Origin of the sequence: Flavivirga eckloniae (assembly GCF_002886045.1) — a bacterium.
GTDB lineage: Bacteria > Bacteroidota > Bacteroidia > Flavobacteriales > Flavobacteriaceae > Flavivirga > Flavivirga eckloniae.
The window spans coordinates 5,516,284-5,529,972 of sequence record NZ_CP025791.1 but is presented as its reverse complement, the minus strand read 5'-3'; the positions used below and the strand labels follow the sequence as shown (position 1 = coordinate 5,529,972).

Annotated in this window: 11 protein-coding genes; 7 read left to right on the top strand and 4 right to left on the bottom strand. The window is 33.3% G+C overall.

Annotated features, from left to right (window positions below):
- Positions 1–12: 12 nt before the first annotated feature.
- The 3 genes from gap to C1H87_RS22705 form a co-directional block, all read right to left on the bottom strand.
- Positions 13–1,014, bottom strand: coding sequence for a type I glyceraldehyde-3-phosphate dehydrogenase (gap, locus tag C1H87_RS22715; protein WP_102758017.1), 1,002 nt, complete (start codon positions 1,012–1,014; stop codon positions 13–15).
- 19 nt (positions 1,015–1,033) lie between these two features.
- Positions 1,034–2,020, bottom strand: a complete 987-nt coding sequence (pfkA, locus tag C1H87_RS22710; RefSeq protein ID WP_102758016.1) for a 6-phosphofructokinase — start codon at positions 2,018–2,020, stop codon at positions 1,034–1,036.
- A gap of 157 nt (positions 2,021–2,177) precedes the next feature.
- Positions 2,178–6,575 carry a translocation/assembly module TamB domain-containing protein gene (locus C1H87_RS22705; protein WP_233783261.1) on the bottom strand — a complete coding sequence of 1,466 codons (4,398 nt, stop codon included), beginning with the start codon at positions 6,573–6,575 and terminating at the stop codon, positions 2,178–2,180.
- A gap of 166 nt (positions 6,576–6,741) precedes the next feature.
- Here C1H87_RS22705 and tsaD point away from each other — a divergent pair, with 166 nt between their 5' ends.
- The 3 genes from tsaD to C1H87_RS22690 all read left to right on the top strand — a co-directional run bounded on the left by tsaD (position 6,742) and on the right by C1H87_RS22690 (position 9,181).
- Positions 6,742–7,764 carry a tRNA (adenosine(37)-N6)-threonylcarbamoyltransferase complex transferase subunit TsaD gene (tsaD, locus tag C1H87_RS22700; protein ID WP_102758015.1) on the top strand — a complete coding sequence of 341 codons (1,023 nt, stop codon included), beginning with the start codon at positions 6,742–6,744 and terminating at the stop codon, positions 7,762–7,764.
- A gap of 224 nt (positions 7,765–7,988) precedes the next feature.
- The gene (locus tag C1H87_RS22695) at positions 7,989–8,453 is read left to right on the top strand and encodes a hypothetical protein (protein WP_158655338.1); all 465 of its coding nucleotides are present in this window, start codon (positions 7,989–7,991) and stop codon (positions 8,451–8,453) included.
- Between the two features lie 20 nt (positions 8,454–8,473).
- Positions 8,474–9,181 (top strand): 16S rRNA (uracil(1498)-N(3))-methyltransferase, encoded by a 708-nt coding sequence (locus C1H87_RS22690; protein WP_102758013.1) that lies wholly within the window; start codon positions 8,474–8,476, stop codon positions 9,179–9,181.
- Here the strand turns inward: C1H87_RS22690 and C1H87_RS22685 are convergent.
- On the bottom strand, positions 9,176–9,904 hold the full coding sequence (locus C1H87_RS22685) for a DUF1223 domain-containing protein (protein WP_158655337.1): 729 nt from the start codon (positions 9,902–9,904) through the stop codon (positions 9,176–9,178). The two genes, C1H87_RS22690 and C1H87_RS22685, sit on opposite strands and share 6 nt — an antisense overlap.
- Before the next feature lie 103 nt (positions 9,905–10,007).
- On the opposite strand from C1H87_RS22685, the gene C1H87_RS22680 reads away from it, so the two are divergent.
- From C1H87_RS22680 to C1H87_RS22665, 4 genes are all read left to right on the top strand, one after another.
- A complete protein-coding gene (locus C1H87_RS22680) occupies positions 10,008–10,601 on the top strand; it encodes a DUF4159 domain-containing protein (protein ID WP_233783259.1) in 594 nt (197 codons plus the stop codon).
- Between the two features lie 101 nt (positions 10,602–10,702).
- Positions 10,703–11,215, top strand: coding sequence for a TrmH family RNA methyltransferase (locus C1H87_RS22675; RefSeq protein WP_102758012.1), 513 nt, complete (start codon positions 10,703–10,705; stop codon positions 11,213–11,215).
- Positions 11,216–11,293: 78 nt separating this feature from the next.
- Positions 11,294–12,382, top strand: a complete 1,089-nt coding sequence (locus C1H87_RS22670; protein ID WP_102758011.1) for an AI-2E family transporter — start codon at positions 11,294–11,296, stop codon at positions 12,380–12,382.
- Positions 12,383–12,391: 9 nt separating this feature from the next.
- Complete coding sequence (locus C1H87_RS22665) at positions 12,392–13,573, top strand: THUMP-like domain-containing protein (RefSeq protein ID WP_102758010.1); 1,182 nt, start codon at positions 12,392–12,394, stop codon at positions 13,571–13,573.
- Positions 13,574–13,689: the final 116 nt, after the last annotated feature.

Genomic DNA, 13,689 nt, shown 5'->3' with positions numbered 1-13,689 from the left:
TAAGTTAATAATTTATATAGAACCGATATGCTGAGCTAAGTCAACTAATTTAGTTGAATAACCAAACTCATTATCATACCAAGAAACCAATTTAATAAAGTTATCGTTTAATGCCATACTTGCATTTGCATCGAAAACACTAGTTCTAGGTTCAGATACAAAATCTTGAGATACAACACCTTCTTCAGTATATCCAAAGATACCTTTTAATTCGTTTTCTGAAGCATCTTTTAAAGCAGCTTTTACTTCATCGAAAGATGCGTTTTTCTCTAAACGACATGTTAAGTCTACTACAGATACATCAACAGTAGGAACTCTAAAAGCCATACCAGTTAATTTACCGTTTAATTCTGGAATTACTTTTCCTACTGCTTTTGCAGCTCCTGTAGATGCTGGTACAATATTGTTTAAAGATGCTCTTCCTAATCTGTAATCTTTTCTAGAAGGACCGTCTACTGTAAACTGAGTTGCAGTAGCCGCGTGAACTGTAGTCATTAAACCTTCTGCGATTCCAAATTTATCGTTAATTACTTTAGCTAAAGGTGCTAAACAGTTCGTTGTACAAGATGCGTTAGATACAATAGTATCTTCTGCAGTAATCTCTTTGTGATTAACTCCCATTACAAACATTGGTGCATCTGCAGATGGTGCAGAAATAGCAACTTTCTTAGCTCCAGCAGTAATGTGTTTTTGAGCACCTTCTAAATTAGTAAAGATACCTGTACAATCTAAAACAACATCTGCTCCTACAGCATCCCATTTTAAATCTTCTGGGTTACGCTCTGCAGTAATTCTTATTTCTTTACCGTTAACTACTAAGTTCCCGTTTTTTGTTTCAATAGTTCCGTCAAACTGTCCGTGAACAGAGTCATATTTTAATAAATATGCTAAATGATCTACATCCAATAAATCGTTTATTCCTACTACTTCAATCTCTGGTCTAGAAGCTGCTACTCTAAAAGCAATTCTTCCTATTCTTCCAAATCCGTTGATTCCTAATTTTAATTTTGACATAATCTTATTTATAAATGTGTTAAGTGCTCATTATATCTGAAACACGCAATAATTCTAAGTTAATTTTTGATTTTCCTTTTATGGCTTTATCTAATGGTGTTAACTCCATTTTATTGTTTAGTAAGCCTACCATATAATTGGTTTCTCCTTCTAATAAAGATTCTACGGCTTTTACTCCCATTCTACTAGCTAAAACACGATCGAAACACGATGGTGCTCCACCACGTTGCATATGACCTAAAACTGATACTCGAACATCGTAACCTTCCAAGTTCTCATCTACATAATCTTTTAATTCGAATATGTTCTTTCCTATTTTATCGCCTTCAGCTACTACTACGATACTCGAACTTTTACCAGAATTCCTACTTCTATTTAACGACTCCACCAATCGGTCTAGTCCTAAATCTTCTTCTGGGATTAAAATCTCTTCTGCTCCACCAGCTATACCAACGTTTAAAGCTATATGACCAACATCTCGTCCCATCACTTCAATAAAGAATAATCTGTTATGGGAACTCGCGGTATCACGAATTTTATCTATAGCATCAACTACGGTGTTTAAGGCTGTATCGAAGCCCAGGGTATGTGAAGTTCCGTAAATATCATTATCAATAGTACCAGGTATTCCCATTACTGGAAAATTGAATTCCTGATTAAAAATAAGCGCACCAGTAAAAGAACCATCACCTCCAATAACTACCAATGCTTCAATATTAGCATCAATAACTTGCTGAAAAGCTTTTTTCCTGCCTTCAACAGTTCTAAACTCCTTAGATCGAGCAGATTTTAATATGGTACCTCCCTTATTTATAATCCCTCTTACGCTTCGTGCATCCATAGGTTTAAAATCACCTTCTATCAAACCTTGATAGCCTTGGTGAACACCTATGCATTCTATTTCATGATAAGCACAAGTTCTAACTACCGAACGAATAGCAGCATTCATTCCTGGGGAGTCTCCTCCAGAAGTTAAAACGGCTAGTTTTTTTATTGCTTTTGGCATCAATCTTTATAATTTACAGGTAAAATTAATAAACAAAAAGCACATATCTATAGGCATTTAGGTTATTTTGATTATAGTTGTCAAACTATAACGTTTTAGTTAATAAATATTTTTTTATTATTGAAAAAACAGCTATAATTTAGGTGGAAAATGGCTGTTATTTTTGTGTTGAGGGCTTCACTGTAATAAAATCTGGCAGCGAACTATTGTCTTGTTTTTCAGTTTTTTCCAATGGATTTTTTTCTTCTTTTTTAGATTTTTTAAAGAAGTTTCTAAGCAGTTCTTTAAAGGTATCAAAATCGACACTATACGAAAGTCCGATACCTTGAGTATACCCTATTGCTTCACCAAAATTTCTGATGCTATTTTCCCTATTAAACACTTTTGCAGTTAAGGTTCCATCTTCGTTTAACAAGAAATCGATTTCTACATCTCCGGCAATTACAGTTTCGGTAGCACCAGCACCTCCTACGGGCACCCCTACTTTACCATTTATAAGTACACGATCGCTAATTTGTGTTTGTATGGTAGCTACTACCCTATCGTCGGTTTGATAATCTGGTCGGTTTTGACCGGCTTCATAGTTTACTCCAAAATTAAGTTTACTGTCACCATTGGTAAAAATACCGCTTATTATACCATTAAGTCGCTCTGCTATTGTTCCAGAGAAGTTTAATTCGTTTAATCCTCTAGAGAATGATCCTGTGGATATTAAATATAAGGCTTGGTTCTGCCTGTCGTCTGCAGATTCTAATCGATATTGCAACTCCGACTTTATAGTAGAATTTACATTAGGAAACTCAAAACTAAAGTCGGGATCGGGTTGTTCCAGGTCTCCTTTTAAGCTAATGTTTAGCTCAACGGGAATACTTCTGTTTATAGGATTATCCAATAATGGTGATGGGTTTGCCTGTGTTTTGTAAATGGCAAGCATATCTATTTTTGCTTTTAGCGGGTCTCCTTCCCACGCAATAGTACCACCGGGTTGTACTATAAATTCTTTTTGAATTAAACCACCGTAAGCAAAGTTGTAAACACCTTCGAATACCGAGAAATCCCCCCACATATTAAACTTTCCATTGGTATTGATTTCGACCAATAAGCCACCTCGTCCACTTCCTTTTAATGAGTGACCTGTATTCTTGTCTATAATAATCTCGACCTCTGCATCTTCAGTAAGGTCTAAATCGAAATCCAGTTCTAAACCTTCAATTTCATTAAAAACAACCTCCTCTCCTTTTCTTCTGGCTTCTTTTTCGTCTTTTGTTATAAAATGAATAAAGGTATTATCTCCAAAAGATTCTGCATCGTTGAGCGGTATTTTAAATACGGTGCCACGTTCGGTTTCTCCTATAACATTAATAACCAATTGTTCTGTTGGGCCATTAATACTTGCCTCACCTCCTATAAAGCCAGTACCGTAGTATAAAACATCTTCGGCTTCTTTAGTGTCAAGAACCAATAAACGAGGGGTTTTTACATCTAAACCTAAATGCCATTTAGATAGATTAACATGGCTCAACGATCCGTTAAGTAGTCCTCTAGAGTTATACTTTGTATCTGTTAAACGTACATTATTAAATACAAAACTTTGATTTTTCAGGGTTACCGAGGCGTCTTCATTAAAGTCGTAATCTACATTTAAATATGGTATACCAAAACCGGAACGTCTTAATGTTAAATCGCCATTTATACTGGGTTTATTGACGTTCCCCATAACTTTAGCTTTACCATATACCAGCCCTCTAATATTACTTAACACACCATCTAACAATGGGTTTAAGGGGTGTAAATTGAATTCGTTAAATGTTAAATCGACATCTATCGTAGAGCTATATCTGCCAACATTAATATTTCCTTCGGCACTAAAAGAATTAGATTTATCATTCTTAATTTTTGCGTCTACTACATAGTTTGTGAGGTTTTTGTTCCCGGTAATGTTTACGTCAAAATCTCCCAAAGGAAACTTATTAACTTTAAAATCGTTTATAATTACCGTAGAATTGGGTAAATAGCTTCCTTTTTGCTGTAATACATCTAGTTTACCATTTACATTTCCATCTAACGACAAACTATCTATATCGGGCGTTATTTTGGCTAAATCTACATTTTTGAAGTTTAATTTTAAATCCTTTTCTGTAGAATCCCTTATAAAACCGGAGAGTCTAATTTCTTCATCTTTATGATTGATTTTTAACCTATTGATATCAAAACTCTCAAGATCCTTAGTAAAGGAAATTTTATTAAATCGATCCTTGTTTTCATTGATAAACCATTTATTGTTTTTAACGGTGATATCAGATTTTTTGAAACCGATAACCGATCTGTTTTCTTCATCTATGGTATGATAAAAACTTAAGTTATAGCTATCGCCATTACGTTTGCCTCCCTTAAACTCAGACCGCATAAACAGCGTATCGTTTACTGTTACGTTAATTAAATTGAACTTGGAAACATTGTAATATTTCGTATTTAAACTATCTACTTCTACATAAGTATTAAATAGTGGGTTACTATTGTCTACTTGTACTTCAATTTTATTGGCGAAGTTATCTAGAAGCCTAATTTTTGGCGATTTAAATGTGAGCTTAAAATTTCTTTCGTCACTTTCTACCCGACCTCGTATAAACGTATTTTTACCTAGTTCTATTTCTGGGTAAACAACTTCTATAATCTTATTATATATCTTAAAATTAAAATCTATACTCTGATTGGTCGCCACCTCATGCGGCTTATAATTGGTGTAAATATGCCCTAACGAGTTTTCGAATAACTTTCTTAAATCCTTAAATACAAAGCGTCCTTTTAGATCGCCCTCAATTATATCTGGAGAATTAAATTCAATAAATCGGGTCCCCCCTTCAAATCGAGACGATATGTCGAACCTATTAAAGTAATAATTATCATTTTGATTTTTATACGAAGTATTCCTAAAAGCAATTCTACCGTAAGCATCATCATAATTGCTAGCATTCATATTCATTTTTACTCTACTTCGAAAAATGGAAAGGCTATCTTTTTTTACAAAATTGAGTGTCTTTAAATTGGCATAATCGACATTTGCTTCGAAATCGTACTTCTTAACGGTTTCGGAAAAATCTACAAGCCCGGCAAAACTCATTCTTAAGTTTTTGTCACTTACAAGAAGGTTTCCGTCAAAAATTTTGTTTCTAACATTTCCTGCAACCTTTACTCCTTTGTAGTTGTAGTTGTTATATTCCAGCGCAAAAACATCTCCTTTTACTTGTGTATTAATGTTTTCTTCCATAAAACCTGTACCATTCACATCAAAATCCAAAGATGCATTTCCTACGGCAGGATCATTCAAGAATGTACCAAAGTCAAATTGTTCGAAAATAACATTTCCCTTGTAAGAAGCGTTATCGATATCATTAATCTTCGATATTTCTAAATTAGAATCAACAAAGCCCAACTCCGTTACTATTTCGAGGTCTGCAATAACTTTTGAAGATGTTATTTGTGAATTTCCAACTAGAATAAACATACCCAATCGGTCGAACGACGTTGGAATAGATGTTCCCAGAACATTTGGCAACAACGATTTTAAATCTCTATAGGTTGATGATAGGTTTCGAAAATACCCATCCATGAGAAAGCTATCCTTATCCTTACTAAATAAATTTTTAAAATTGATATCGCCATTAACTCTAGTATTTCGACTAGTATTTAATTTTAGATTTTTTGCTGTTAAATCATTTAAATTACCTGTGAACTCAACATTAAAATTCGCAAATTGATTTGCTCCAAACTCATCATAAAACATGTTAAGCTCATCTAGCTGTACACTAGAATCTCTAAAGCGCGCTGTAACCGCAACTTTATCTGTAAAATATTGCAGATCTTTTCTTTCGTAATCAAATCTTAAATCGCCTTTTAAAGTAGATTTTGGCGTTTTTATTTCCAAGTTTGCAAACCTCATATTTGTTAAGGTATACACGAAATCGGTCATCAAATTTTTAAGAACCAGCCCTCTATCATCCCTAAGGTTTAGAGTATTAATTCTGGCACTTACATCACTTCCTTTAATTAGAAAATTAGTGGCATTAATATTCAGGTTGTTAAAGTTAAGCACCCGTGCCGTTTCTTTATTTTCATCGTACAGCTTAAAAACACTGTTATAAACAGACACATCGCTTGAAGACAGTAAAAAACTTCCGTCGCCCTTCTTTGGGTTATCTCCCTCTAACTTAGCTACAAAAATATCCAGATTGGTATCCTTTGTCCCTTTGTATGTTTTAATATTGAAAACTAAATCCATAATATCTATATCGCCAAATTCCAATTTACCTTCGGCTAAGTTTTTAAAGCTTAGTATAGACGTATTTAATTCTACAATACTTATAAGCGTATCTTTTTTATAATCTTCAATATAAATGTTTTTTAGCTCAACATCGCCATTAAACTGTAAACCAACCTTATCGATATTTATATTTGTACCAAAATCGTCATTAATTTTTTTGGTAGCATAATTACCTAAACTGGTTTGAATTGCGGGAATAGAAAGTATAAGCACCAAAATGATGAAAAGCAGCAAAATAATACCTGCTATTTTTGATACTATTTTAAAAAACTTTTTGATGCCCTTTTTAAATTATAATTTGATTTAAGAATACCCTACTTTTGTACTTACGAATAGAAGCTATATGTTAGATTTCTATTCTGCTTTCAAAATTAACAATTATTATGCCTAATATTTACTAATGTCTTCACAAAATATTTACATTCTGGGAATTGAGTCATCATGTGATGATACTGCAGCATCTGTAATACACAACGGCAAAATGCTAAGTAATGTTATTGCTAGTCAAAAAATACACGAAGAATATGGTGGTGTGGTACCTGAATTGGCATCTAGAGCACACCAGCAAAATATTGTTCCTGTTGTACATCAAGCACTTAAAAAAGCCGGAGTTACCAAAGATCAATTACATGCTATTGCGTTTACACGAGGCCCTGGTTTAATGGGGTCTTTATTGGTTGGTACATCGTTTGCCAAATCTTTAGCTTATGGGTTAAATATTCCCTTAATTGATGTTAACCATATGCAAGCGCATATTTTGGCACATTTTATTGACGAAGAAGGTTTTAACAAACCATCGTTTCCGTTTTTGGCAATGACCATTTCTGGCGGACATACGCAAATTGTTGAAGTTAAAAATTATTTCGACATGACGGTTATTGGTGAAACCATCGATGATGCTGTTGGAGAAGCTTATGACAAAAGTGGAAAGATACTTGGCTTAGGCTATCCTGCCGGACCAGAAATAGATAAACGCGCTCAAAAAGGAAATCCTAAAGCATTTACTTTTACCAAACCCAAGGTAGATGGCTTAAACTTTAGTTTTTCTGGCTTAAAAACAGCCATTCTTTATTTTGTGCAACGCGAAGTAAAAGCGAATCCTGATTTTATTAAGGAAAACCTTAACGATATTTGCGCCTCTATACAGTATACTATTATTGGTATTCTAGTTGATAAATTAAAACGAGCTTCTAAACAAACAGGCATTAAACAAATTGCTATTGGCGGAGGCGTTTCTGCTAATTCCGGAATACGTCAGGCACTAAAGGATGGTGAACAAAAATTTGGTTGGACAACCTATGTTCCTAAATTTGAATTTACTACAGATAATGCAGCTATGATAGCTATTGTTGGTTACTTAAAATATTTAGAAGGAGATTTTGCCGAACAAAATGTCTCGGCTTCTGCTAGGCTTAAGATTTAGTGTTCAGTATTCAGTGGCAGTTTGCAGTTTTTCTTTGCGGCTTTGTGGCTTTGCGAGATTTTTTTAGTTGGCAGTCGCAGTATTCAGTGTTCAGTGGCAGTTTGGAGTGCTCCTTTGCGTCTTTGCGGCTTTGCGAGAATGTTAACGTGTTTTTAGTTGCAGTGTTCAGTTGCAGTCATTAATGTCCATATTCGAAAATTATGATTCGTTATAATATTTTAAAAATGATGCTAACTAAAATTCACACCTATTTTTGGATAGCTGCTGCAATCATTTATATTTCTGGTTTCATATATTATGGAACAGAGAGTGTTATTGATATTAACATACATGACACATACTACGTTATGAGTTGTTTTAATTTAATGACGTTACTTACCTTAACACTCATTTTTATAGGTTTTGGATATTGGATCTTTTTTAAATTCACTATTCAATTATATAAGTTGTTAATATTTATCCATATTCTTATAAGTATTGGGAGCATTCTCTCATTTATTCTAGTTCAAATATATTTTGATAACATAAACCCTAATCCAAATTTTCCATTGTTTAATGATTCTTCCAATGGCAGCATAGCGCTTCTAACTATTGTACTTCTCTTCTTAGTGGGACAATTAATATTCATTATTAATTTAATTATTTCACTTATACGAAAATCTATTAATCAAATAAATCGTAAATCATAAATCATTTTTATCTTCGCCTCATGCAATTGTTTTACAATCCAGATATAGCAGAAAGTACCGCACAGTTTTCATTCCCTAAAGAAGAGAGCAAGCATATTGTAAAAGTCTTGAGAAAGCAGGTTGGAGACAAATTACATCTTACAAATGGCAAAGGTTGGCTGTTTACGGCAGAAATTACCATACCTAATATCAATAAGTGTATGGCTACTATTGTTTCTAAATCACTTCAACCAAAAAAGGATTACCATTTACATTTGGCAGTAGCTCCAACAAAAATGAACGACCGTTATGAGTGGTTTTTAGAAAAAGCTACCGAAATTGGTATTGATAGCATCACCCCTATTATTTGCGACCGTAGTGAACGTAAAGTCGTAAAGCCTGAACGTTTCGAGCGGATTCTACAATCGGCTATGAAACAATCCTTAAATTGTTATTTGCCAAAATTGAATGATGCAATTCCATTTAAAGATTTTATAAAGCAGGATTTTAATGGTGATTTGTTTATTGCGCACTGTGAAGAAACCGACAAGAAGTCTTTAAAACAGCTACTTAACCCCAAACAAGGCATTACTATTTTAATTGGTCCTGAAGGGGATTTTTCTGTTAAAGAAATAGAACAAGCACTTCAAAAAAACTTCTCACCTGTAACTTTAGGGGAAACCCGATTACGTACAGAAACAGCGGCTATAGTAGCTTGTCATTCGGTGGCTTTTATTAACCAGTTATAATCTTAATTGGCTACCTCCTGTTATATCTAAATTTTCAGTTTGTATTAATGCAACAATTGATAAATCATCACTTTGTGTGACTATATCTGGAATAATAATACTTGCTTCTCCATTTACAGAATCTAAATTTAGAGATACTTCGTTAACAACTATATTTGCATTTTTAAGTACCCTGTTTCTGTTTTCACCGCGTTTAATTGAAGTGATTCGTTCATTAATTACTAAAACTATTCGCAATGCTTTTTTACTAACAGTACCCTCTATTTTATAATCTAAAGAAATAGTATTATTATCTTTTTTAAGATTACTAAGTACCACTGTATTTGTGGATGTTTTTTTTAAATAGTCATTAAGTTTTGTATTCATAATACCTCTATTAGAGCCAACAAAATGTTCCTTTCCATTTACAACAACCTGTGGTGTATAAATAGAACTGCTATTAAACTTATGTCCATATTTACGTTGTTTATCGCTAAACATTTTTTTACTAAAAGGATCCTTCCAGCCGATATAATTCCAATAATCCACATGATAGGATAAAGCAACAACCTCACTATCTGAATATTTAGTTTTGACTTCATTTAGCAAATCATCTGCCGGTGGACAACTAGAACACCCTTGAGAAGTAAATAATTCTAAAACAACAAGAGGTTTAAATGTTTCCTTTTTTTCTGGTTGAAATAAAAATGATGATATAATTATAGTTAAAAGTATCTTTTGCATAGCAATTCTTTTTATTTTTGGAACTATGATACTTAGTTGTGTAAAAATCAAAAATCTTACAAAAACAATCGTCATTGGTATCTCATTAATGACAGGTAACTGCATGGCTCAAGATTTGGCCATTTTAAAATACAAAGGTGGAGGTGATTGGTACGGCAATCCAACGGCAGTTCCAAACCTGATTGCTTTTTGTAATCAAAATATACATACCAAAATAAGCTCTAAACCAGAAACGGTAGAAGTTGGTAGCCCCGATATATTTCAATTTCCGTTTTTACACATGACGGGACACGGTAATGTGTTTTTTAGCGAGGCAGATGCCGAAAACCTTAGAAACTATCTAATATCCGGTGGTTTTTTACACATAGACGACAACTACGGTATGCAACCTTATATTACCGAAGAACTTAAAAAAGTATTCCCAGATAAAGATTTGGTTGAACTTTCTACAAGTCATAAAATATTCAACGATCCATACAAATTTTCGAATGGTCTGCCTAAAATTCATGAACACGATGGCAAACGACCTCAGGCTTTTGGTATTTTCCAGGAAGAACGATTGGTATTGTTGTTTACCTACGAAAGTGATTTAGGTGATGGTTGGGAGGATGCCGAGGTACATAACGATCCTATAGATGTTAGAACCAAGGCACTTAAAATGGGAGCTAATATTGTTAAGTATGCTTTTGAAAATTGAGTTGTTTTTTTTGATAAGACACCTAAACTGTATACCGCCACTGAACACTGAATACTGCCACTGAGTACTGAACACCGAACACCGAACACCGAACACAAAAAATGCAACTAACCCATTACAACACAAACTTCACGAAACGCAGTTTCCCTATTACTTTGGTTTGTGATCATGTTACGAATGCACCCAATATTGGCAGTCTGTTTAGAATTTCTGATGCGTTTGGTATTGAAAAGCTGATGCTTTGTGGCGATCATATTCCGCTTGGTAGAAAAATGACAAAGACCTCGCGAGCTACCGAAAAGGTGGTTGATTTTGAAATTCATGAATCGGCTATAGAAGTTGTTAAGAACTTGAAAAATAGTGGTCATCAAATCATTTCTTTAGAAATAACAGATAAGAGTGAACCTGTTCATGATTTTAAGTTTTCGGTAGAAAAACCTATAGTTTTGGTTATCGGTGACGAAAATTTCGGGGTTTCAGAATCTATTCTAAGTTGTTCCGATGCCGTTATTCACATTGACATGTTTGGCCAGAATAGTAGTATGAATGTGGTTCAAGCAACCAATATTGTACTTTATGAAATCACAAAGCAGCTTTGCATTAACCTCTCCTAAAAATGGCATTTTAGCTCAAAAGAATTGTTATACATCTCCCCTTTTTACATTGATAAATAAATAATTTATATTTACTAAATGAATTCTAATACAATCTCAAATGGTATTTTAAAGGCCATAGCAATTATTCTTGGTATTGCTCTATTACTATACTTTTTATATCAAATACAATCGGTAATAGGTTATATTGCCATTGCTGCGGTTATTTCGTTAATAGGCAGACCCGTTGTGTTTTTTTTAGAACACCGTTTAAAATTTAAAAATACGTTTGCGGTTGTTGCCACCATGGTTATTCTTTTAGGATTGTTTATTGGTCTGGTAAGCTCTTTTATTCCACTTCTTATAAAACAAGGTCAAAACTTATCGTTATTAAATATTGATGAATTACAAGGTAACATTCAAAATTTATATGCAGAAATTATTAATTATTTCGATTTGCATCATATAGATATAGAACAGTCATTTAAAGAATCACGATTGTTATCTAAAATAGATTACTCGTTAATTCCTAACTTTTTAAACTCGGTAGTTAGTGGATTAGGAAGCTTTAGTATCGGTCTGTTTTCGGTGCTATTCATTTCTTTTTTCTTTTTAAAAGACAGTCGGTTGTTCGAAAACGGAATCTTAACATTTATACCAGATAACAAAGAATCACGTTGGAAAAATTCATCAGAGAAAATTAAGGATTTACTCTCCAGGTATTTTGTGGGGCTTATTTTTCAAATACTTATCATATTTATTATTTACACCATAGGTTTACTAATTATTGGCGTAGAAAATGCTATCGTTATAGCCTTTTTATGTGCCCTACTAAATCTTATCCCTTATGTTGGGCCGTTAGTTGGTGCGCTTTTAATGATCACATTAACAATGACCAGCAACCTCGGTGAAAGTTTTAGCGACGTTATCTTACCAAAAACATTCTGGGTATTTATTGTGTTTATTGTTGGTCAGTTGGTTGACAATTTCGGAAGTCAGCCAATTATATTTTCGAAAAGTGTAAAGTCGCATCCTTTAGAAATCTTTTTAGTCATTCTAATCACTGGTATTTTATTTGGTGTTATCGGTTTAATAATTGCTGTTCCTGCCTACACAGCCATAAAAGTGATTTTAAAAGAGTTTTTATCTGAAAACAAGATTGTAAAAAAGCTTACGAAAAACCTATAATCGTTCGGTTTGAATCCTTCTATTTTAAATACTGAAATTCAAGAATTTATAGATAGTCATTTAAATTCCGATATTTCATCATTACTACTAAAAGGCATATCGTTTCCAAATGTTGAAGCCAAGGCTATTATAGAGCAAATTGAGGCTAAAAGACGCTGTGAAAAGAAACTCCCCACATGGTTTCAGTGTAACAACATATATTATCCGAATAAGCTAAACATAGAGCAAACTTCTTCAGAAACCACAGCTCATTATAAAACCAGCTTAATTAACGGTAATTCTATAATAGATTTAACAGGCGGTTTTGGAATTGATTGTTATTATTTTTCAAAGATATTTAAAACGGTAACGCATTGCGAAATCAATGAAAGCTTGTCGAGTATTGTAAACCACAATTACAAACAGCTTGAAGTTGATAATGTAACTACTAAAAACGTTGACGGCTTAGACCATATAAAAACCTCTAAAAAACACTTTGACTGGATTTATATCGATCCTTCCAGAAGGGACGATAGTAAGGGAAAGGTCTTCTTTTTAAACGATTGTCTACCTAACGTTCCAAAACATATTGATTTGCTATTCAATCATTCTAAAAACATTATGATTAAAACGTCGCCTCTACTCGATTTATCGGTTGGCATTAGCGAGTTAAAACATGTAAAGACTATTCATATCGTTGCTGTAAACAATGACGTAAAAGAATTGCTTTGGATTTTAGAAAGTGAGTTTGAAGGCGATATCAATATTGAAACCGTGAATATTAAAAAAGCGGCTAAAGCGTCTTTTAATTTTACAATAGAAGAAGAAAAAGCATCAGAATCGAAATACCACAAACCACTTACCTATTTGTACGAACCAAACAGTACTATTTTAAAAGCTGGAGCATTCCATACTATAAGTAATCGGTTAAACGTTTATAAACTTCATAAACATTCACATTTATATACTAGCGATTCGCTTATTGATTTTCCTGGTAGATCTTTTAAGGTTGATAGCATTGTACCATATAACAAAAAGGCATTAAAAAAAATAGGTGTCTCCAAAGCAAATATTACAACCCGTAATTTCCCTGAAACGGTTCAACAAATTCGGAAAAAATTCAAAATTAAAGAAGGAGGTGATGTGTTCTTATTTTTTACTACCGATATATGTGATGATAAAGTCGTACTAATTGCCACTAAACTCCATTAAAATTAATAAGAACTTTACAGGAAAGCCAACTCACTCACTATCTAAGAAACATATCATGATAGTGTTTAAAAATTGATACTAAGCCTTTCAAACAAGCTTCTTTTAAAATTTATGTA

Excerpts from the sequence above, each read along its gene's own strand:
- C1H87_RS22685 (WP_158655337.1), bottom strand. The coding sequence starts at position 9,904 with ATGCAAAAGATACTTTTAACTATAATTATATCATCATTTTTATTTCAA.
- C1H87_RS22680 (WP_233783259.1), top strand. The coding sequence starts at position 10,008 with ATGGCTCAAGATTTGGCCATTTTAAAATACAAAGGTGGAGGTGATTGG.
- gap (WP_102758017.1), bottom strand. The coding sequence starts at position 1,014 with ATGTCAAAATTAAAATTAGGAATCAACGGATTTGGAAGAATAGGAAGA.
- C1H87_RS22675 (WP_102758012.1), top strand. The coding sequence starts at position 10,703 with ATGCAACTAACCCATTACAACACAAACTTCACGAAACGCAGTTTCCCT.
- C1H87_RS22690 (WP_102758013.1), top strand. The coding sequence starts at position 8,474 with ATGCAATTGTTTTACAATCCAGATATAGCAGAAAGTACCGCACAGTTT.
- tsaD (WP_102758015.1), top strand. The coding sequence starts at position 6,742 with ATGTCTTCACAAAATATTTACATTCTGGGAATTGAGTCATCATGTGAT.
- C1H87_RS22695 (WP_158655338.1), top strand. The coding sequence starts at position 7,989 with ATGATGCTAACTAAAATTCACACCTATTTTTGGATAGCTGCTGCAATC.
- C1H87_RS22670 (WP_102758011.1), top strand. The coding sequence starts at position 11,294 with ATGAATTCTAATACAATCTCAAATGGTATTTTAAAGGCCATAGCAATT.
- pfkA (WP_102758016.1), bottom strand. The coding sequence starts at position 2,020 with ATGCCAAAAGCAATAAAAAAACTAGCCGTTTTAACTTCTGGAGGAGAC.